Origin of the sequence: Hymenobacter sp. BT188 (assembly GCF_014333585.1) — a bacterium.
Classification (GTDB): Bacteria; Bacteroidota; Bacteroidia; order Cytophagales; family Hymenobacteraceae; genus Hymenobacter.
Genome location: NZ_JACSCW010000001.1, coordinates 1 through 20,345 on the forward strand (window position 1 = coordinate 1; position 20,345 = coordinate 20,345).

The 20,345-nt window shown below is 53.6% G+C and carries 15 protein-coding genes; 10 read left to right on the forward strand and 5 right to left on the reverse strand.

Annotation, left to right across the window (positions count from 1 at the left end; all coding sequences use genetic code 11):
• Positions 1-130 precede the first annotated feature (130 nt).
• The 3 genes from H8B13_RS00005 to hemG all read right to left on the reverse strand — a co-directional run bounded on the left by H8B13_RS00005 (position 131) and on the right by hemG (position 3,286).
• Positions 131-1,075, reverse strand: coding sequence for a TerC family protein (locus H8B13_RS00005; protein ID WP_187308797.1), 945 nt, complete (start codon positions 1,073-1,075; stop codon positions 131-133).
• 67 nt (positions 1,076-1,142) lie between these two features.
• Complete coding sequence (locus H8B13_RS00010; protein ID WP_187308798.1) at positions 1,143-1,928, reverse strand: polyprenol monophosphomannose synthase; 786 nt, start codon at positions 1,926-1,928, stop codon at positions 1,143-1,145.
• 26 nt (positions 1,929-1,954) lie between these two features.
• A complete protein-coding gene (gene hemG / locus H8B13_RS00015; protein ID WP_187308799.1) occupies positions 1,955-3,286 on the reverse strand; it encodes a protoporphyrinogen oxidase in 1,332 nt (443 codons plus the stop codon).
• Between the two features lie 166 nt (positions 3,287-3,452).
• Here hemG and H8B13_RS00020 point away from each other — a divergent pair, with 166 nt between their 5' ends.
• On the forward strand, positions 3,453-3,992 hold the full coding sequence (locus H8B13_RS00020; RefSeq protein ID WP_187308800.1) for a D-glycero-alpha-D-manno-heptose-1,7-bisphosphate 7-phosphatase: 540 nt from the start codon (positions 3,453-3,455) through the stop codon (positions 3,990-3,992).
• An 87-nt stretch (positions 3,993-4,079) separates the two neighbouring features.
• Here the strand turns inward: H8B13_RS00020 and H8B13_RS00025 are convergent, their stop codons facing one another.
• Positions 4,080-4,232 carry a hypothetical protein gene (locus H8B13_RS00025; protein WP_165963497.1) on the reverse strand — a complete coding sequence of 51 codons (153 nt, stop codon included), beginning with the start codon at positions 4,230-4,232 and terminating at the stop codon, positions 4,080-4,082.
• Between the two features lie 354 nt (positions 4,233-4,586).
• Complete coding sequence (locus tag H8B13_RS00030; RefSeq protein WP_187308801.1) at positions 4,587-5,987, reverse strand: arginine decarboxylase; 1,401 nt, start codon at positions 5,985-5,987, stop codon at positions 4,587-4,589.
• Positions 5,988-6,258: 271 nt separating this feature from the next.
• Between H8B13_RS00030 and rocF the strand changes: the two genes are divergently transcribed.
• From rocF to H8B13_RS00075, 9 genes are all read left to right on the forward strand, one after another.
• Entirely contained in the window at positions 6,259-7,251 is a 993-nt protein-coding gene (rocF, locus tag H8B13_RS00035) for an arginase (RefSeq protein WP_187308802.1), read from the forward strand.
• Positions 7,252-7,440: 189 nt separating this feature from the next.
• The gene (locus H8B13_RS00040) at positions 7,441-7,887 is read left to right on the forward strand and encodes a YbaY family lipoprotein (protein ID WP_187308803.1); all 447 of its coding nucleotides are present in this window, start codon (positions 7,441-7,443) and stop codon (positions 7,885-7,887) included.
• A gap of 81 nt (positions 7,888-7,968) precedes the next feature.
• Entirely contained in the window at positions 7,969-9,759 is a 1,791-nt protein-coding gene (argS, locus tag H8B13_RS00045) for an arginine--tRNA ligase (protein ID WP_187308804.1), read from the forward strand.
• A 103-nt stretch (positions 9,760-9,862) separates the two neighbouring features.
• Entirely contained in the window at positions 9,863-10,444 is a 582-nt protein-coding gene (locus tag H8B13_RS00050; protein ID WP_187308805.1) for a TIGR00730 family Rossman fold protein, read from the forward strand.
• A 238-nt stretch (positions 10,445-10,682) separates the two neighbouring features.
• Positions 10,683-11,189 carry a glutathione peroxidase gene (locus tag H8B13_RS00055; RefSeq protein ID WP_261990164.1) on the forward strand — a complete coding sequence of 169 codons (507 nt, stop codon included), beginning with the start codon at positions 10,683-10,685 and terminating at the stop codon, positions 11,187-11,189.
• Between the two features lie 82 nt (positions 11,190-11,271).
• On the forward strand, positions 11,272-12,210 hold the full coding sequence (locus tag H8B13_RS00060) for a 1,4-dihydroxy-2-naphthoate polyprenyltransferase (protein WP_187308806.1): 939 nt from the start codon (positions 11,272-11,274) through the stop codon (positions 12,208-12,210).
• Between the two features lie 61 nt (positions 12,211-12,271).
• The gene (locus H8B13_RS00065; protein WP_187308807.1) at positions 12,272-14,275 is read left to right on the forward strand and encodes a 7TM diverse intracellular signaling domain-containing protein; all 2,004 of its coding nucleotides are present in this window, start codon (positions 12,272-12,274) and stop codon (positions 14,273-14,275) included.
• Between the two features lie 388 nt (positions 14,276-14,663).
• Positions 14,664-17,132, forward strand: a complete 2,469-nt coding sequence (locus tag H8B13_RS00070) for a beta-glucosidase (RefSeq protein WP_187308808.1) — start codon at positions 14,664-14,666, stop codon at positions 17,130-17,132.
• 83 nt (positions 17,133-17,215) lie between these two features.
• Positions 17,216-20,344: a SusC/RagA family TonB-linked outer membrane protein gene (locus H8B13_RS00075; protein ID WP_187308809.1), complete on the forward strand. Its 3,129-nt coding sequence runs from the start codon at positions 17,216-17,218 to the stop codon at positions 20,342-20,344.
• Position 20,345 lies beyond the last annotated feature (1 nt).

Below are 20,345 nucleotides of genomic sequence, written 5' to 3' on the forward strand. Positions count from 1 at the left end.
TAATTCCCCCTCCCCCTGATCAGGATGGCGAAGATTTCCAAACCCCACGGCAAAATCTACCTAATCTATACAAAGAGTCGAAAAAAAAGCCCCCCAAATATACAAGGGGGCTTTTTTTGTCGACTCTATGCTATTTATGTAGTGGCAACGTATCCTCCTTTTCCTCCTTGGGCAACACCAGAGATATAATAACCGATATCACCAGAATGAAGCCCACAACTCCCAAAGAAATGGCCATAGGAATGTGGAAGTAATCAGTAATTAAGAGTTTAAAACCGATAAAGATCAGGATGAGTGATAGGCCGTAATGCAGGTAGTGGAAAAGTCGCATGAGGCCTTCCAAAGCAAAATACAAAGCCCGCAAACCAAGCAGTGCAAACACATTGGAAGTGTACACGATAAACGTGTCGCGGGAGACGGCGAGAATGGCAGGAATAGAATCGGCGGCAAACACCACGTCGGTAGTTTCGACCATCACCAATACCACAAACAGGGGAGTAGCGAAGAGTAGATTTTCTTTGCGCACGAAAAAGCGTCCATCCTCTATCTTGCTGGTAATGGGCATGTAGCGGCTCAGAAACTTTACTACCGGATTGTTATCCGGATCTATTTCGGGCTCACTGCCGCTAGTGGCCATCTTTATGCCGGTATAAATCAGGAAGGCGCCCAGCACATACAGCAGGAAGTGAAACTTGGCCAGCAAGGCTGCTCCCACCAGAATAAAGATTGCCCGCAGCACCAAGGCTCCGATAATACCCCAAAATAGGATCTTATGCTGGTATTGCTGCGGAACCTTGAAGTAGCTGAAAATGAGTAGGAACACGAATAAGTTGTCCACGCTCAGGGACTTCTCAATCAGGTAGCCGGTAAGGAACTCTAGTCCGGCCTGTTCTCCCATCGTGCGGTACACGAGGTAATTGAAACAAAGAGAAAGGGCAATCCAGAAGGCACTCCACCCTAGGGCTTCGCGCATTTTTACCACATGGGCCTTGCGGTTGAACACCAGCAAATCCAGCATTAGCATTGCCAATACAAAGATGTTGAAGCCGACCCAAAAGGCGGGGGTATTTTCCATTCGTTGTTAGTAGGTAGATACTGGACCGCTGCCCGGCAGCAACTCCGCCGTAGGTGCCTTACCTAGTTTAGCGGGCCGGGGTTGCAGTCGTAACTGAAATAGCGTCGGAGCTGCCAACTGACGTCCGATCGAAGCGTCGAAACCAACTAGCTACTTTCATCTGCACGACGCCAAAAAACGCTTCTTTAAAAATACCCTTCGACATTTTGGAGGTGCCGCGGGTACGATCAGTAAAGATGATTGGGACTTCTTTTATGCGGAAACCATACTTGTAAGCTAGCCATTTCATCTCAATCTGGAAGGCGTAGCCAACAAAACGGATGCGGTCAAGCTCAATAGTGCGCAATACCTCCGCCGAATAGCACTTGAAGCCCGCCGTAGCATCGGCAATAGGCATACCCGTGATGAAGCGAACGTAGGCGGAGGCAAACCACGACATCAAAACCCGATCCATGGGCCAGTTGACCACATTCACGCCCTGGCAGTAGCGACTGCCGATGGCCATGTCGTAACCTTCCATGGTGCAGGCTTCATATAAACGCTGAAGATCCTCGGGGTTATGTGAGAAGTCAGCGTCCATCTCAAACACATAGCTGTAGCTCCGCTTCAGAGCCCAGCGGAAGCCATGAATATAGGCTGTGCCCAAACCCAGCTTCCCACGGCGTTCTTCCAGAAAAAGGCGGTCGGGAAACTCACTTTGCAGCTCTCGTACAACCTGAGCGGTACCATCAGGCGAACCATCGTCGATGACGAGCACATCGAAGGCTTTCGGCAACGAGAATACCTTGCGAATAATCAACTCCGCGTTTTCGCGCTCGTTGTACGTCGGAATTAGGACCAGCCCATCATTCATTGGATCAAAGATAGAAATATAGGCACTCAAGCTGCACTTTTGGCGATTTTTTCTGCCATTTGACGAGCGTAACGCACACAGTCGGGCACGCCAACACCAGCCCGCCAATTGGCCACAGACTCTATTCCCTGTGTCGCCAGATCATCGGCAGCGGCATGAGCCGCTACAATGTTTGCATCAAATTGCGGAATAGCCTTAGCCCAGTAGTATTGGTACTGCCACAGCGGGGCACTCTTAATTCCGTAGAAGCGGCTTAATTCTGTGTGTACGGCCGCCTTTTGCTCATCGGCCGGCTGGCCAGCCTGAGCCGCGTACTGGCTGCCACCCACAAAGGTGGTAAACAGCACCTGATCAGTAGGGGCCCGGTCGGGGAAGATAGAACTAGTCCAGATGCTGCCAGCCGAGTAGGGTTGCTCTACCTTCGGGTGAAGAGCACCAAAGCCATCAAGCGGGTGGATGACATCGGTGCGGCGGTAGGCAGTGAATACGGCCGCCATCGGCGGATAATTCACCGATGCTAAGGCAGACGCTGCTTCCGGAAAAAGCGGTTCAAGCAAAGGCGCAGCGGCATAGGCAGGTAGGGCCAAGGCTACCACATCGTAGGAGGCATCTGAAAAAGCCCCCCGAGTTGTCTGAACGTGGTATTTACCCGCCGCATCACGCGTCAGGCCTGTTATAGGCTGGCCCGGATGCCGGTGAGTAAGATGATTGCTAAGAGCTATGGCTAGTGTTTGGAGGCCGCCACGCAGAGAGAAAATTTTGCGCCGTCCACCCGCACCGCCCGATTTGGCCAAGCCGCGCAGCACCGATCCGTGCGTTTGCTCCAGGGCAGCGAGTTTCGGGAAAGTCTTGTGTAGCAGCAGCTGTTCCGGGTCGCCGGCGTAAATGCCTGAGATAAACGGATTAAGGGCGTAATCAACGACTTCGGAGCCAAAGCGCCGCCGAAAAAAGCCCCCCAGCGTCTCCTGCGGATTGATTGGAGCGGCAGGACGGACAAATTCGCGCAACAGATTCAGCTTGGCTTTGAAGCCGAAAAAACCACTGGTAAGCAAAGCCGGCGGCGAGGCCGGCAAGCGATGATAGCGTCCATCGCGAAGTATGTAACGGTTAGCGCTGACGGCGGCCGTATCCTGAATTTCGCTGGTAAGGTTCAGGTCGGCGAGCAGGTCGCGCAGCTCGTCACTGAGCTGCAGGGAGTTGGGGCCGGTTTCAAGCAGATACCCATCTCGGCGCTCGGAGCGCAAATTGCCCCCCAGCACCTCATTTGCCTCAAACAAGTCGTAAGCAATACCCGCTTTTTGTAAGTAAAAAGCGAGCGTAAGCCCCGAAATTCCGCCTCCCAGAATAGCGACTTTCATCAGTCAGTGAAAAGTAAATGCCGCTAAGTTATGCGAGCTGAATAGTGGCCCACGAGCGACACTTTCATCAACACACACGGCAGCTAATAAATGCCTTTAATCAGCAGTGGCTTCAAAGGTAAGGCCGCTAATTTGCCCCCCAGCCAGAATCAGTAGCTTTATGCCAATGAATAACCCGCAAACTGCTACTTCCTCCCGCGCCAAAGCCGTCTTTCTGGACCGCGATGGTGTTTTGAATAAAGAAATTGGCGAATACGTCTGGCGCCTGGAGGATTTTGAGATACTGGAAGGTGTGCCCGAAAGCCTCGCGCGCCTCAAAGTGGCTGGCTATTATCTGATTGTGGTGACCAACCAGGCTGGTATCGCCAAGGGCTTGTACACAGCCGCCGAGGTAAAGGCTTGCTATGCCAAGCTGCAAGCGGCCTGCAATGGTGTTCTGGATGCGCTTTACTTCGCGCCGGGGCATCCTTCGGTAAGCGAGTCGCTGCTGCGCAAGCCGGATTCGCTGATGGTGGAAAAAGGCTTGGCCCGCTTTCATCTCAATCCGGCTCAGTGCTGGATAATCGGTGACCGACTTCGCGACATAGAAGCCGGTGCGCGTGCCGGAGTGCGTGGCATATTGGTTGGCGATATCGCTATTCATGCCGACCTCGTGCAGGCCAGTAATTTAGTAGGCGCTACTGATTTCATTCTTGGTAATAGCTAAACGACTGCTTAGCTCTCTACACGCACAAAAGCCGGCCTCCCACTGAAGGAAAGCCGGCTTTGATGCGTGTAGCAAAACCTTGGCAACTTACTGCCGCGCGGCCGAAGTTTGTTCTGCGCTAGCCGTAATGGAAGACGAAACCTGGGTAGCAGGCTTGGTAGTGGAATAAGCCGGGCACTTGGTGCGGCATGAGCCCAGGCCGGCCAGTCCGACAACGGCTACTAGAAGCAGTTTTTTCATGATAAAGTACAAGTTGAGAGGAGATTCGGACGCTGATACTGCATTCCTCAAATGTTATGCCCGATAACGTTCAGGCGAAATTTAAATTATCTGTGTGGCTCGAATTATACGGAGCTTATGCAAAAGCACTGCATCAGCGTATGTTTTAGACTCTAATATACTTCAGTCTTACCCAATTTTCGATTGCAAATAGGGTTAAGAATACTTTCCTGAGCGGAACAAGATCTGAGTCGTGTTGTTGCCAACTATTGATACTTGATATTACTAAAAAAGCCCCCCAAAACAAACATGGGGGGGCTTTTTAGTGCATCAGCTACAGTTCAACAAGCGAAGTGCCAGGCGTAGTCGGTAATTCTACTGCTGATAGCCCAAAATGCGCATCATGCTGTCGCTGTCTTGCTCGTCGGCAAATACCCAATTGCGCAGAGTGCCGTCGGCGTCGCGGTCGAGGATAACGTGCTTGGGCGCCGGGATAAGGCAGTGCTTGAGGCCACCGTAGCCGGAAAGGCTTTCCTGATAGGCGCCCGTATGGAAAAATCCAACGTAGAGCGGCTTGGCGTCGGTGGGCTTGCGCTCGGGCAGGAACACCTGATAAATGTGCTTTTCAGCGTTGTAGTAGTCCTGCGAGTCGCAGGTGAGGCCGCCCAGCTGAATCTTCTTGTAAGACTTCTCCCAGCCATTCAGCGCCAGCATGATAAAGCGCTGATTCAGGGCCCAGGTATCGGGTAAGTTGGTGATGAAAGAGCCGTCGATCATGTACCACAACTCCTTGTCATTCTGAAGCTTCTCATCCAGAATAGAGTAGATAGTAGCTCCGCTTTCGCCCACCGTGAAAATACCGAACTCGGTGAAAATATGCGGCTCCGGTACACCTTCCTCCTTGCAAATACGCTTGATGGTGCGCAGAATCTCTTCTACCATGTACTGATAGTCATATTCGGGCTGAATGCTGGTTTGAATGGGCAAGCCGCCGCCGATATCAATAGTGGTAAGGGTAGGGCACACGCGGCGTAGCTCGCAGTATTTATGCACGAAGCGCGACAGTTCCGACCAATAGTAGCTGGTGTCCTTAATACCAGTATTGATGAAATAATGCAGCATAGTAAGCTGAAAGCGCGGGTCTTCCTTGATTTTCTGCTCGTATAGCGGTACTGCATCGGCATAGCGAATGCCCAGGCGGGAGGTGTAAAACTGGAAACGCGGCTCCTCGTCGGAAGCCAGGCGCATCCCTATGTTGCACTTCTCAGTGACGTGGTCGTGGTAATAATCTATCTCAGCGAGGTTGTCCAAAATGGGCATGCAGTTCACGAAGCCCTCATTGATCAGCTCCGTGAGATGCCGCCGATACCGCTCGCGCTTAAAGCCGTTGGCAATGATATAGCTCTGCTTATTGAGCTTGCCCCGCCGATACAGCTCGCGCACAATGTGAATATCAAAGCCCGAAGAAGTTTCGATATGAATGTCGTTTTTTAGGGCTTCTTCCAGCACAAAGCTGAAGTGCGACGACTTGGTGCAGTAGCAGTAGGTATAAGTGCCTTGGTAATCGGTTTTCTCGATAGCGTCGGCGAACCATTTTTTAGCCCGCTGAATCTGGGAGCTTATTTTAGGTAAATACGTGAGACGCAGCGGGGTGCCATGCTCTTTCACGATGTCCATGAGCGGAATATCGTGGAAGCGAAGCTCGTTGTCCTGAACGGTAAAGTCGACAGTTGGGAAATCGAAGGTTTGGGAAATCAGGTCGTGGTAGGTATCCATTAGGGAAAGTAAGGAACTGAATGGGTAGAATTAGAGGACGGAGCGGGCAATAAAGTGGTCAGGCGGGAAGTCACTAACTGCTTTTTCCGTACGTCAACAACAGATTGGCCTTTTGCGGGCTTTTCCGCACCTTTGTAGGCCGGCAAAGATAGGCGGTAGGTGGGTACTCCGATGCGGGGCGCCCAGGGCGAGAGCGGTGAGACGTGGTCCTGCTCTCTGGTATTCGGCCAAGGCCCTTAGCCGCCTGTTGCTGTCGGCGCATCGTTCTTTTATGAAACGTATTAAGCTCATCGAAGTCCGCTCCGAGCTAGGGGCCGGGACTCGCGGGGCCAGTCTGGGCGTGGATGCGCTACGGATTGCCTGTTTAAACAAAGGTTCTGATTATTTCCGCCGGTTCAATTCCGTGGCTGTGCCGGACCTGAATCATGTGCTGTTCGATAAAAACCACTTCCCTTACGCCAAGCACATCGACTCAGTTTATACGGTTCAAAAAAACATTGCCAACACGGTTGAACAAACATTACGCCTCGGAGAATTTCCACTAGTTCTGGCCGGCGACCATTCCAACGCTGCCGCAACTATAGCAGGTATTAAAACCGCTTATCCGCACAAAACGCTGGGCGTGGTGTGGATAGACGCCCACGCCGATATTCACTCGCCCTATACTACGCCCTCAGGCAATATTCATGGCATGCCCATCGCCATGGCGCTGAACGAGGATAATCTGGAGTGCCAGCGGAATGTGCCGGAGCCTGAAACTGAATTTTTCTGGCATCGGCTCAAAAACCTAGGCGAACCCGGCCCCAAGCTCAAGCCTGAACACCTTGTGTATGTAGTGGTGCGCGATACGGAGCACGAGGAGAACGAAGTAATCAAGCGCCACAACATTAAGAACTTCGGCTTGGCTGAATTCAAAGAGAAAGGCCCGAAGCAGGTAGCCCGCGAAATTTATGAGCGCCTCCGCTATTGCGACTTAGTGTACGTGTCGTTCGACGTAGACTCCCTAGACTCGCGCTTCAGCAAAGGCACCGGCACACCCGTAAAGGAAGGCCTGAATGTAGAAGAGGCCATTGCCTTATGCCAGGCGCTCTTGGATAATGACCGGGTCGTGTGCTTCGAAATGGTAGAAATAAACCCGACACTCGACTCGGAAAACACGATGGCACGAAATGCCTTCGACATTCTGGAAGCAGCCACCGATACCATCCAAAATCATCTGCAACATGCCGACGCTACCTCGCGCCAAAGCCGCGCCACCACGTAGTAATGCTAGCTTCTACTAAGTGAGTTGCCGTAAGCGCAACTTCCAACGTGTATACATGCAACATGGGATGCTGGGGGGCTTTTTTAGTTGGCTGTAGTGCCTAATTTAAATCTCAACAGTAGTTTTTGCTGCTAAAGCTGCGGTGGCTTACCTATATTCAATTCCAGTTCAGACTAAAAATTCAGGTATATGAAGCTCAGGAACGCGCGGTTGGGAATAATGGCTTTGGCGCTAAGTGCCTGCTCCGTAACGCCCCAAAAGCGCGGCCCTGAAGGCGATGTGCCTGGCCAAACCGTAAGCGCCGCTGTTACGGGCACCGTAAGCTACCGCGAGCGAATAGCACTGCCGCCCACAGCTATAGTAAAGCTGCAACTCCTAGACGTAAGCTTCGCCGATGTAGCCGCCACTGTGCTCGACTCCCTGACCCTGCGCCCCTCGGAGGGCAAGCAGGTGCCCTACGAGTTTTTGCTGCGCTACGATCCGGCCCAAATAAATGCGCAGAGCACTTACGCCGTGCAGGCACGCATACTGGCAGATGGCAAATTGCTATTCACGACCACCCAAGCCTACCCCGTTATTACCCACGGCAACCCCCTCGACGTGAACATTGTGCTCCAGCAGGTGGGTGCTAAATAAGAGGCTGGGGGGCTTTTTCGTAACCTAAGCCGTAGCTTGCACTACTTTTGTGCCGCTTAACTTCCTAATTCTCCGCACCCCGTGCAACAACTCGAACAAGACATCAAAGCTGCGCTGAGCGCCGCTATTCAGCAGGTATTTGGCGCTACGGTTACAACTGAGCAGCTTGTTATTCAGCCCACACGCAAAGAATTTGCCGGCACATTTACGCTCGTGACGTTTTCGCTGACGAAAAGCTTGGGCAAAGGCCCGGAGCAGATAGGGCAGGCGCTGGGCGAATGGCTGGCTGCCAATGAACCCCGCGTGAGTAGCTTTAATGTAGTTAAAGGCTTTCTGAACCTGGAAATAGGCGACAGTGAGTGGCTGCGCCAATTTGCCGAAATGCTAGCCCGTCCCGATGGTGCTCCGGTGCCTTCAAATGGCCCCCAGCGCGTGGTAGTGGAGTATTCATCGCCTAATACCAACAAGCCTCTGCACCTGGGCCACCTGCGCAATATCTTTCTGGGCTACTCCGTGGCCGAGATTGTAAAAGCCACTGGTGCCACCGTTACCAAGGCCAACCTCATCAACGACCGCGGTATCCACATCTGTAAGTCGATGCTGGCGTATCAGCGCTTTGGACAGGGCGAAACGCCGCAAAGCTCGGGTATCAAAGGCGACCATCTGATCGGGAAATACTACGTGCTGTTTGAGCGCCATTACCGCGAGGAAGTGCGGCAATTGGAAGCCGAAGGCGTGGCCCAGGATATAGCTAAGCGCAAGGCGCCGCTGATGACAGAGGCGCAACAAATGCTGCAACAATGGGAGCAGGGCGATGCGGAAGTGCTGGCCCTTTGGAAGCAAATGAACGGCTGGGTGTACGAAGGCTTCGATGAAACCTACCGTACTATTGGCGTCGACTTCGACAAGTATTACTACGAATCCGAAACCTACTTGCTGGGCAAAGAGCGCGTGGAAGAAGGCTTGCAAAAAGGCGTGTTCTTCCGCAAAGACGACGGCTCGGTGTGGGTTGATTTAAAGGAAGAAGGCCTCGACGAAAAACTTCTGCTCCGCGCCGACGGCACCAGCGTCTACATCACCCAGGACCTGGGCACGGCGGAGCTGAAATACCAGGATTTCAACTACGATTCATCGGTCTACGTTATTGCCGACGAGCAGAATTACCACATGCAGGTGTTGCAGGCGGTGTTGCACAAACTAGGCAAGCCCTACGCAACGGCCATTCATCACCTGAGCTACGGCATGGTTGACTTGCCTTCGGGTCGCATGAAGTCGCGGGAGGGAACTGTAGTGGATGCTGATGAACTGGTGCAGGAAATGGTAGATACGGCCCGCCGCACTACCCAAGAGTTAGGGAAGATCGAAGGCCTCACCTCAGAGGAAGCCGAGCAACTCTACCACACCTTGGCGTTGGGAGCCCTTAAGTATTTCTTGCTGAAGGTTGACCCCAAAAAGCGCATGCTCTTCAACCCCGAGGAAAGCATCAACTTCCAGGGCAATACCGGTCCGTTTGTGCAGTATACGCACGCTCGCATTGCGGCCATTATGCGCAAAGCCGCAGAGCTGGGCCTGACTGGGGGGCAAATTGACAGCCCCGAAAGTCTGCACGAAACCGAGCGTGACGCCGTGCAGCTGCTGGCCGGATATCCTGGGGTTGTGGCGGAAGCTGCTCGTCTTATGGCTCCCTCCATTCTGGTGCAGTACGTGTACGAAGTGGCAAAAGCATACAACCGCTTCTACACCGAAGTGCCCGTGTTTGGCGAGCCCGACGAAATGAAGCGCCGCTTCCGCGTAGCTCTTTCCGCCCAAACCGGCCGTACCATCAAAGCCGGTATGCGCCTGCTAGGTATCACCGTGCCCGAGCGAATGTAAAAGTTAAGCTGCCTGCCTTCACTTAAATGCAAAAGGCAAGCAGTTTTTCTAAGTAGTCAAAGCCGAAATACGCTCCTATGCGTTTCGTCGAATACCATCCTGTATGAAAAGTGTAGCAGTTTATTGCGGTGCCAATGCCGGCCTCAATGATATCTTTCGCCAGCAAGCCGAGGTGATGGGGCAAACCCTGGCCGAGCGTAAGATGACGCTGGTTTATGGCGGTGGTCGGGTAGGCCTCATGGGGGCCATCGCTGATAGCGTACTGCGCCACGGTGGGCGCGCCATCGGGGTCATTCCCGATTTTCTGGTAGAGAAGGAAGTAGAACACCGCGGCCTGACAGAGCTGCACATCGTCAAATCAATGCACGAGCGGAAACTGCTGATGGCTGATTTAGCGGAAGGCTTCGTGGCTATGCCCGGGGGCTACGGCACGCTGGAAGAGCTGTTCGAAGTACTTACTTGGGGCCAACTCGGGCTGCACCGCAAGCCGGTGGCCGTACTTAATGTGGATGGCTACTATGATCAGCTGCTGGCTTTGCTCGATACGATGGCAGGGGAGGGATTACTGCGCCAGGAGAACCGTGCGCAGCTATTGCAACACGAATCACCATCAGTGCTGCTGGATAAGATGCTGCATTTTGAGCCGATTGAGGTAGAAAAATGGCTTACTCCGCCCACAACCTAAGCCGGCAGCCTTGCTACTTGAGGAGGTAGAAGGAAGCGCACCTTCATCTCTGTCTTTTATCTTATCAAGCCCAAAACATTGCGTCATTACCAGCGGTTTGGGCGATGCTACCCGTATTGGTTTTACTACTTAGCTCTTGAAAAAGCCCCCCATGCAAGCTTCAGCTATTCTTCTAACGGTCGCGCTTGCGTCCTGCGGCATTTCCTCTTCCTCCCAGCCTACAACCGATTCTACTACCATGACTACCACTGCTCCCGAAACCGCCGCTGCTGGCACCGTGTATGATTACACCGTCAAAACCATCGATGGTAAAGATATGAAGCTCAGTCAGTTTGCTGGCAAAAAGCTGCTCATCGTAAACGTGGCCTCGGAATGCGGCTACACGCCCCAATACAAGGAGTTGGAAGAACTGCACAAAAAGCACGGCGACAAAGTGACGGTGCTGGGCTTTCCAGCCAATAATTTTGGTGGTCAGGAGCCCGGTACCAACGAGGAAATTGCCACTTTCTGCGAGAAGAACTTTGGCGTAACCTTTCCTCTTTTTGAGAAAGTATCAGTGAAAGGCGACGACACAGCGCCCCTGTTTCAGTTCCTGGCTGACAAAACCAAGAACGGCGCCATCAGCGACGCACCCACTTGGAATTTCTGCAAATATCTGGTGGATGAGCAGGGCCACGTAGTCGGTTTTTATCCTTCCAAAGTAAAGCCCATGAGCGATGAGCTAGTGAGCGCTATTCTGAAATAGAAGGTTTATAGCTTTTGTTTCTTCTGCAAAACGTCATGCTTCGAGAGACTTAGCATGACGTTTTGATTTCCGCTTCTGGCGTATGACTACCTCTTCGGCTTCTTCTACATCTACACACCCAAGCCCCGTCAAAGCTTGGGTTTCGGCTTTCCGGCCTCGTACGTTGCCCCTTGCGCTGGCTAGTATTCTCACGGGGGGCTTTTTAGCTGCCGCTGGGGGACAATTTAATGGCGCAGTCGTTGGGCTGGCGGCGCTTACTACCATCTTACTCCAGATTCTGAGTAACCTCGCCAACGACTACGGCGATTCCCAAAATGGCGCCGACAGCGTGCACCGCGAAGGGCCATTGCGGGCCGTGCAAGCCGGCTATATCACGCCGGCCCGTATGAAGCAGGCTATGGGCGTGTTTGGCGTGGCCGCTTTTGTATCGGGGCTGACGCTGCTCTGGGTAGCGCTGGGCGCGGCTGGCATGTGGATTCTGCTAACGTTTTTGCTGCTGGGCCTGGCCGCCATTTGGGCTGCAATCAACTACACAGCGGGCAGCAATCCGTATGGTTACGCCGGTTTGGGTGACGTGTCGGTGTTCATCTTTTTTGGGCTTGTGGGCGTGGGTGGCACTTATTTTCTGCAAACCCAGACGCTGCCGTTGGCTGTTCTGCTTCCTGCTATTACCTTAGGCTGCTTTGCTACGGCCGTGCTCAACGTAAACAATATCCGCGACCTGCGCTCCGACGAGCTAGCCGGTAAAATCACGATTCCCGTGCGGCTGGGGGGCAAATCGGCGCGGCGCTACCACTGGCTACTGCTGATATTCGGCCTGGGCAGCGCCACTGTGTACGTCGCGCTCACGTATCACTCGCCTTGGCAGTGGCTGTTTGTGCTTTCAGTTCCACTTTTCTGGTTCAATGGCCGTCAGGTTTGGGCGCGGCAAGACTCCAAACAACTCGATCCGCTGCTAAAGCAAATGGCCATGAGTACGCTGGTATTTGTGCTGCTGTTTGGAATAGGGCAGCTTCTGTAGTACCTGCTCTTGCGCATTTGTAGTAATTTCTGGGGGGCAAATGTGTACATTAGCCAGTACTATGCGTGCATTAAACCTGCCCTCGTTATTCTATAGTCGATTTATATTAGTGTGGAGCTGCCTGTTCAGCTTCTTTGCCGCTGCTCCGGCGCGTGCTGCCACGGAAGATACGCTGGTAATGCGGCCTTCCGGCGCCGATTTTTTTATCGATGGCTCCTACTATAGTGTGCTGGAGGACTCCTCGAGTCAGTTAACAATTCATGACGTGCGCCGCCCGGCAAGGGCCAGCCAGTTTGCCCCCTACACCGGCGCACCGAACATGAGTAATACGAATTCGGCGTATTGGCTGCGCTTTACCGTGCGCAACGAAGACCCTTCGGGTACGCACTGGTTTCTCGATTTATTCGATTCCCATATCAATGATGTGCGGTTTTTTCAGCCTACCGCTACCGGCTACAAACAGATTCATACCGGCGCCGATCTGCCTTTCGCCACGCGCCCCCATCCTTACAAAGACTTTCTGTTTGACCTTCCCTTATCGCTCGGGGAGACTCAAACGTATTACCTGCGCTTAGCGTCTGATTCTAAGACGAGCTTTCGCGCCATGATGCGCAATGAGCCGGTGCTGCTCACTCATTTCCAGACCCAATACGGATTGCTGGGGAGCTTTTATGGAGTGCTTTTCATCATGGTAGTGTACAATCTGTGCATCTACCTTTTTATCGGGGAAGAAACCTACCTACGCTACGTGCTGTACGTGCTGAGCTGTAGCCTGTTATTCTTATCCGAGGATGGGCTGGGGTTTGAATATGTGTGGTCAGATTTGCCGTGGCTTAACCGCCTGATCAATGCTGGAGCACCCGTATTGCTGCTCTTTACCTTTATGCACTACGCGCGCGGCTTCCTCGATACATCCCTGCGCGTGCCCCGCCTCGACTGGTGGATTCGGCTGATTGGTACCCTGAGTGTGGCCCTGCTGCTGGCCGATATAGTGATAGTGCAATCGGGCTTTAGCTTCTGGCTGTATCTGCTGCCTTATTGTCTTATTTATTATGCTGCTGTGCTGGTGTATCAGCAGGGGCTGCGGGCGGCGCGCTATTTTTTGCTGGCGCACGCGCTGGTAGCTGTCAGTCTGGTTTTCCTCATTACCCGCAAGCTGGGCATCGAATTCTTAAATAATCACTTCACTGTGTACAGCATGAACGTGGCGTTCGTGGTGGAAGTGACCATCTTATCCTACGCGCTGGGTGAAAAGATTAAGGGAATCAAAGATGCCCGGCTCGCCGTGCAGGCTCGCCTGGTTAAGCAGCTCCGCAAAAAGCATCTGGCCCAAGACCGCCTGGTGGAGCAGCTCCAGCAAAACCAGCAGCTCAAGGATCAGCTCAACTCAGAGCTGGAAGCGCAGGTAGCCCGCCGCACCCAGGAACTGCGTCAGCAAAGCGAAACCATAGCTGCCCAAAACCGCGAGCTGCTGCAAGCCAACGGATTATTAGCCCTGCAATCGGCCGCTATTGAAAAGCTAAACGCCAACCTTCAACATGATTTGCAGCAGGCGCAGACCGCCCGTGTCTTAGCCAAAGAGGTAGATTTTGGCGAGTTCAGCCAGATCTATCCCGACAAAGATGCCTGTCTGAGCTACTTAGCGGACCTGAAATGGGCAAATGGCTACCAGTGTCGCAAGTGTGGCTATGAGAAATACTGCGCCGGCCGCGAGCCCCACGCGCGGCGCTGTACCCGCTGCCGCTACGTGGAGTCGGCTACGGCCTATACTATGTTGCAGAAGTGTAAGTTCTCGATAGTCAAGGCTTTGTACGCAGTGTTTCTGATTAACGCCCACCAAGGCAATTACTCTTCCCAAGAGATGTCCCGCCTTTTGGACCTGCGCCAGGCCACGTGCTGGAGCTTTAGTCAGAAAGTAATGGATGCCATGCGCCGCCGCCGCCAGTCGCCCGATTATGAGGTAAACGAAAGCTGGACACATATCCTGCTTGACGCCACCAGTGAGACAGAGACAGATGAGAACTCTGATTCAGACTTTTCTGCTTCGCTTTCTCAAAAGGCCTGAACCCTCAGAGCAGTAGCACACTGATATTTGCCGGGCAGGGGCAGAGTCGGCTTAGCAAATAGCGCTAGCTGGATAGAGTAGCCCTTTCAATTTCCTTCTTCGGTATCTCAGAGAAAATCATTTAAAAGATGACTAACCGACTGTTTTTGTGAAAAAAATTCTGTCTGACTCCACTTTTTTTCATTGTTTCTTAGCCGTTGTCTCCTCCCTCGGGCTTAAGTCAGCTATAGCGCAGTAGCCCACAATTAGCTGTGTTTTACGTGTGCAGTAAGTGTATAAATAAGAATCGATATTCATCAAAAAAGCTCGTTTTGAGGCTGTAGAGGGCTTTTTTGCTTTGCGTTTTCAAAACAAGGACGAATATATTTGAGAAAACTTCTCTGTCCTTATGAGATTACCTACTTCCTTTTTACGGGTATCTTTTCCTTTCAAGAATACGGGGGCATCATCGACGAGCCATCTTGGCAAGCTTGCTCTGCAAGGGCTCACGCTCGGTGCGTTGCTCAGTGCTAGTCAGGGTTGCCAACGGACAAGTACCTCCGCCACAGTTCCGGCAACTACTGTCACTGCTTCAGCTCCGCCCGCCACCAGTTTTAAGCCCGCGCCCGTGAGCGAGCGGGTGCGCGCCCTACTCGCGCAAATGACGTTGGAGGAGAAAATTGGGCAGATGACCCAGCTCGCCAATACAACCATTAATAATACCGGGCAGCAGAAGGACATCACCTTAGACTCCGCCAAGCTGATTCCGCTCATCAAGCAGTTTCACGTCGGCTCCTTCCTTAATGGTGAAGCAGTTGAGCCAGCACAGTGGGCTAAATATTCGGCTGCTTTACAGCGCATTGCGATGCGCGAATCGCGTCTGCATATTCCCATCATCTATGGCATCGACCACATGCATGGGGCCAGCTATGTGTCTGGGGCGGCCATTTTTCCTCACAACTTAAATCTGGGGGCCACTTTCAATCCTGAGTTTTCCCGTCAGGCAGCTCGTGCTACTGTGCTTGAGTCGGCTGATCTGGGGCACCACTGGGTATTCGCCCCCGTCATAGACTTAGGTGTAAATGCGCAGTGGCCCCGCTTATACGAAACCTACGGCGAAGATCCATTGGTGGCATCGGTGATGGGCGCTGCTTTTGTGCGGGAGATGCAGGAAAATAAGGAAATTGCCCCCTACAAAGTGGCCGCTTGCGGTAAGCACTTCCTCGGCTATTCCGATCCGCGTACCGGCTGGGACCGCACGGTAGCCGAGATTTCCGATCAGCGTATTGAAGAGTTTTTTCGTCCTTCTTTTCAGGCCGCAATCGATTCAGGACTCAAGAGCATTATGATAAACAGCGGCCAGATCAATGGTGAGCCGGTGCACGCCTCGCGCCGCATTCTCACCGATCTGCTCCGCACCAAAATGGGCTTTCAGGGCGTGGCCGTCACCGATTGGGAGGACATTATACGCTTAGTGCGCATCCAGAAAGTAGCGGCCAACGAGAAGGAAGCCACGTTTATGGCCATCGACGCGGGCGTAGATATAGCCATGACGCCCTATACGACCACCTTTTGCACCCTAGTTAAGGAACTGGTGCAGGAAGGTCGCCTGACGGAAGAGCGCATCAACTTGTCCGCAGGCCGCATACTGCAATTGAAGGATGACCTGGGCTTGTTCGAAAATCCGATGCCCCGCACCGACCGCCTCAGTCGGATTGGAGACCCCGCCCTGAAACAACAAACCGTAGAGGCTGCCCGCGAGTCTATCGTACTGCTCAAAAACACGAATAATTTACTGCCCCTTGCAGCGTCTGAAGTAAAGCGCCTATTGGTGGTTGGTCCTTCGGCTGACTCGCGCGCAAACCTAGCTGGTGGCTGGACACTGGCGTGGCAGGGCAGGGCAGAAGAGGCTTATCCTAAAGAAGTTCTGACCATTTACGCAGCTCTAAAGAAGGAGTATCCCAATGCCCAGGTTGAAACCGTTGCCTACCGTGATGCAGCCGGTGCGTTGGCGCTGCCACGCATAACCGCCGCCGCTCGCCGTGCTGATGCCGTTATTATGGCTCTCGGTGAGCGACCCTACACGGAAGGATTAGGTAATACCAGCGACCTGACGCTGCCCGAAGACCAACTGCAATTGGCTCGGGCAGTGCAGGCTGTGGGCAAGCCCTCTGTATTGGTGGTGATAGGAGGGAGGCCCAGCATTATTCGGGCCGTAGCCGATGGCTCGGGAGGCATTTTGTGGGGCGGGCTGCCCGGCTTTGGCGGCGGTCAGGCCATCGCTGAGATTATTAGCGGCAAGGTAAACCCCAGCGGCAAGCTACCCTTTACTTATCCGCAGTTTGCTGGCCACTTATCGCCGTATCATCACGATAATAATGAGAATAGCCTGGAGCTTAGCGACTTTGGGGCTGGCTTCGAGAACCGGGGGGCAAAATACAAGCCTTCTATGCTCACTGAGTTTGGGCAGGGCCTGAGCTACACTACCTTCAGTTACAGCGACTTAGCTCTTGCCGACTCAGTGCTTAGCGGCAATGCTACGCTGCGCGCTACCGTGCGCGTGACCAACGCGGGCTCCCGCGCCGGTAAAGAGGCTGCGCTCTGGTTTCTGACCGATGAAGTAGGCCGGATCACCCGCCCCGTGCGCTTGCTCAAGCACTTCGAAAAAGCCCAATACAAAGCTGGTGAAAGCCGTGAGCTGGTTTTTGAGATTCAGCCCCAACGCGATTTAACCTACCCCGACGCCGATGGCCGTCGGCAACTAGAAGATGGCTATTTCACGCTTCGTATTGGCGATCAACTAAAACGTTTCCGCTACACAGGTGCCACTGCTCAAGTAGGTGGCACTGGCAGTGGCGCAAAAGATTCCAAACCTTAATTTCTCACCTGTAGCGCTGACTATTAGTCAGGGCTGTTCAGGTTTTCCACGCTTGCTTTCAGCTTACTTATTTTCCTACCCACATGACCCTAAATTCTTACTCATCCTTCTTGCGAAGAGCCATTCTGCTGACGGCCTGTGGGTTGCCAGCGGTTGTGGCTCCCGCTTTGGCCGGGCGAAATTTGCCCCCCAGCCCCGCTGCCGCTTCTCTCGCAACGGCCGATGTGCCCGTATCGGGCCGCGTAACCCAGTCTAATGGCGAAGGCTTGCCGGGCGTAACGGTGCTCGTAAAAGGCACATCCATAGGTGCTTCTACCAGCAGCGACGGTACTTTCTCGCTCAACGTACCCGAAGGCAGCACCCTAGTGTTCAGCTCCATTGGCTTTACCAGCCGCGAGTTGCCCGTAACGGGAGCAACAACCAGTCTTAATGTAACTCTGGAGAGCGATACGAAGTCGCTGAACGAAGTAGTCGTGGTAGGTTATGGCACCCAGGAGCGGGGCAGCGTAACCGGCGCTATTTCATCGGTGGCCAGTGAAGAGATTGTGCGCCAGCCGGTCGCCGATGTTACCCAGGCTATTCAAGGCAAGGTTTCCGGTGTCACCATTATCTCCAACGGCGGCGCTCCTGGTGGCGCGGCTGGTACTTCGGTGCGTATTCGCGGCATAACTTCAGCCGGTAATAACAGCCCACTGTACGTAGTAGATGGTTTTCCTTTGCCTTCGAGCGACCAGGAAAATCAACTGAACGCCATCAGTCCCAATGACATCGAAACCATTGATATTCTGAAGGATGCATCAGCGACGGCTATCTACGGGGTGCGTGCTGCCAACGGGGTTGTAATCATCACAACCAAGCGCGGCAAGGCTGGTAAGACCAATGTTAATTTCGATGTGTACCGCGGTATTCAGAGCGTGGCCCGCAAGCTGGACTTGCTGAACGCACAGGAATATGCCGTTATCAACAACGAGAACCGCATCGCGGCCGGTCTGCCGATTGTGGTAGATCAGTTGCGTAACCCCGCCGCTTTGGGTGAAGGCACCGACTGGCAGGACCTCGTATTCCGTCAGGCTCAGATTCAGAACTATTCCCTTTCGGCCACGGGCGGCAGCGAAAGCGCGCGCTATGCTTTGTCGGGTACCTATTTCCAGCAGGATGGTACTATTGTCGGCACCAACTTCGAGCGCTTCACTCTGCGGGCCAACGGCGACGTGCAGGTAGGCAGAATGCTGAAGCTGGGCAATAGCATTCAACTCACTCACTTACAGGACCGCCAGGTAACGACCAACAGCGGAGAATATGGCGTAGTGCAGCACTTGCTGCGTATCCCGTCTACCGTGCAGCCTTATCGGCCTGATGGCTACTGGTACGAGCCAAGCGGCAGCGTCGACAACTTTATTGAGGAGAATCCCCTCGCCAGCGCCCAGCGGACCAACCAGAAATTCACCCGCAACCGGGCATTGATCAGCTTATACGCTGAGCTAGAGCCAGTCAAAGGCCTGCGCTTGCGTACCAATGTAGGTGGCGACTTCATCTTCGACAACTTCAATGCGTTTGCCCCTTCTGCCCCGACGCTGGCAGGCTTCAGCTCACGCTATACGGTGGCGGGTGCCACGGCTACTTCTGCCTACGCGCCTACCTACCTGATCGAGAATACGGCCACCTACGATCATCTCTTTGCCGACAAGCACCAGGTCACCTTCCTGTTAGGTCAGTCGGCTCAGGAGTTTAACCGTAGCAACGTAGAGGCTTATCGCACGGGCTATCTTCGCAACGACTTGCAGGTAATCAACGCCGGTCCTCTCAATACGCTGTTAGCGAATGCGGGCACCATAAATGCCCCCCAGCGCCTGGCCAGCTACTTTGGTCGTCTCAACTACGAGTTTGATGGTAAGTACCTGTTATCGGCCGTAGCCCGCTACGACGGTTCCTCCGTATTCCCTCCCGGCGATAAGTTCGGCTTCTTCCCTGGCGTATCTGCAGGCTGGCGCATCTCCGAAGAAGAGTTTTTGAAAGACAATACTACCATCAGCAACCTGAAACTTCGGGCTGGCTACGGCAAAGTGGGTAACCCACTGAACGCGGGGCGTTTTTCTTACCTCTACTCTGTCAACTTCGGTATCACGTATCCATTCGGTCCGGATGGCACGATCAATACGGGCGGAGCACCCACGCGCTTGTCAAACCCTGAGCTGCGCTGGGAAACCAACAACCAGGCAAACATTGGTCTGGACATGGGCTTCCTAGAAAATCGCTTCGAGGCCAGCATCGACCTCTACAACCGCAGCTCGCCCAACCTGATTGCTCCCGTGCCGCCGCTCTTCGCTTCGGGCACCTACGAGCCAGTGAATCGTAACGCGGCCTCCGCTTACAACCGTGGTGTCGACTTTAGCTTTACTTCCCGCAATGTGCAGGGCTCAGGGCAAGGCTTCAACTGGACCACGACGCTGAACCTGTCGGCTTTCAAAACGGAGCTGGAGTCATTGGGTAAAGGCTTGCCTTACAATGGGTTGAGTTCCTTGAGCGGAGTTATCGTGCGCTACGACGAGGGCTATGCCTTTGGTTCATTCTTCGGTTACACGGCCGATGGCCTGTTTCAGACGCAGGATGAAGTAGCTGCGCATGCTAAACAGCAAACCGGTACCGCCCCCGGCGATATCCGCTTCCGCGATCTGAATGGGGATAATGTCATCAACGCCGATGACCGGACCTTTATCGGTAATCCTAACCCCGACTTCACGTACGGTATTACCAATAATCTGACCTTCAAGGGTTTCGATCTGAGCTTCTTTATTCAGGGTTCGCAGGGCAACGACGTGTATAACCTGAACCGCTACATCACGGAAGGTGCCCTGTATGGTACTACCAATGGCACTACCCGCGTACTGAACCGCTGGACCGGCCCCGGCACCAGCAACGACGTGCCTCGCGCCATTGATGGCGACCCGAATACCAACCTGCGCGTGTCTACCTACTTCATAGAGGATGGCTCTTACGCCCGCATCAAAAACCTGACCCTAGGCTATACGCTGCCAACAGGCTTGCTGAGCCGGATTTCGGCCACTCAGCTGCGCGTGTACGTCACGGCTCAGAACCTGGCCACGCTGACCAAGTACAGCGGCTTCGATCCTGAGGTGAGCGCCAGCGGCGTCGACCTGGGTATCTATCCCCAGTCGCGCGTATTCATGGCCGGCTTAAACATCGGGTTTTAAT

What these genes read in the sequence shown, in the direction of transcription:
- rocF (WP_187308802.1), top strand. Translation starts at nt 6,259, where the DNA reads ATGAAACGTATTAAGCTCATCGAAGTCCGCTCCGAGCTAGGGGCCGGG.
- H8B13_RS00060 (WP_187308806.1), top strand. Translation starts at nt 11,272, where the DNA reads ATGACTACCTCTTCGGCTTCTTCTACATCTACACACCCAAGCCCCGTC.
- H8B13_RS00020 (WP_187308800.1), top strand. Translation starts at nt 3,453, where the DNA reads ATGAATAACCCGCAAACTGCTACTTCCTCCCGCGCCAAAGCCGTCTTT.
- H8B13_RS00040 (WP_187308803.1), top strand. Translation starts at nt 7,441, where the DNA reads ATGAAGCTCAGGAACGCGCGGTTGGGAATAATGGCTTTGGCGCTAAGT.
- H8B13_RS00070 (WP_187308808.1), top strand. Translation starts at nt 14,664, where the DNA reads ATGAGATTACCTACTTCCTTTTTACGGGTATCTTTTCCTTTCAAGAAT.
- H8B13_RS00055 (WP_261990164.1), top strand. Translation starts at nt 10,683, where the DNA reads ATGACTACCACTGCTCCCGAAACCGCCGCTGCTGGCACCGTGTATGAT.
- H8B13_RS00005 (WP_187308797.1), bottom strand. Translation starts at nt 1,075, where the DNA reads ATGGAAAATACCCCCGCCTTTTGGGTCGGCTTCAACATCTTTGTATTG.
- H8B13_RS00030 (WP_187308801.1), bottom strand. Translation starts at nt 5,987, where the DNA reads ATGGATACCTACCACGACCTGATTTCCCAAACCTTCGATTTCCCAACT.
- H8B13_RS00050 (WP_187308805.1), top strand. Translation starts at nt 9,863, where the DNA reads ATGAAAAGTGTAGCAGTTTATTGCGGTGCCAATGCCGGCCTCAATGAT.
- hemG (WP_187308799.1), bottom strand. Translation starts at nt 3,286, where the DNA reads ATGAAAGTCGCTATTCTGGGAGGCGGAATTTCGGGGCTTACGCTCGCT.
- H8B13_RS00025 (WP_165963497.1), bottom strand. Translation starts at nt 4,232, where the DNA reads ATGAAAAAACTGCTTCTAGTAGCCGTTGTCGGACTGGCCGGCCTGGGC.
- H8B13_RS00010 (WP_187308798.1), bottom strand. Translation starts at nt 1,928, where the DNA reads ATGAATGATGGGCTGGTCCTAATTCCGACGTACAACGAGCGCGAAAAC.
- H8B13_RS00065 (WP_187308807.1), top strand. Translation starts at nt 12,272, where the DNA reads ATGCGTGCATTAAACCTGCCCTCGTTATTCTATAGTCGATTTATATTA.
- H8B13_RS00075 (WP_187308809.1), top strand. Translation starts at nt 17,216, where the DNA reads ATGACCCTAAATTCTTACTCATCCTTCTTGCGAAGAGCCATTCTGCTG.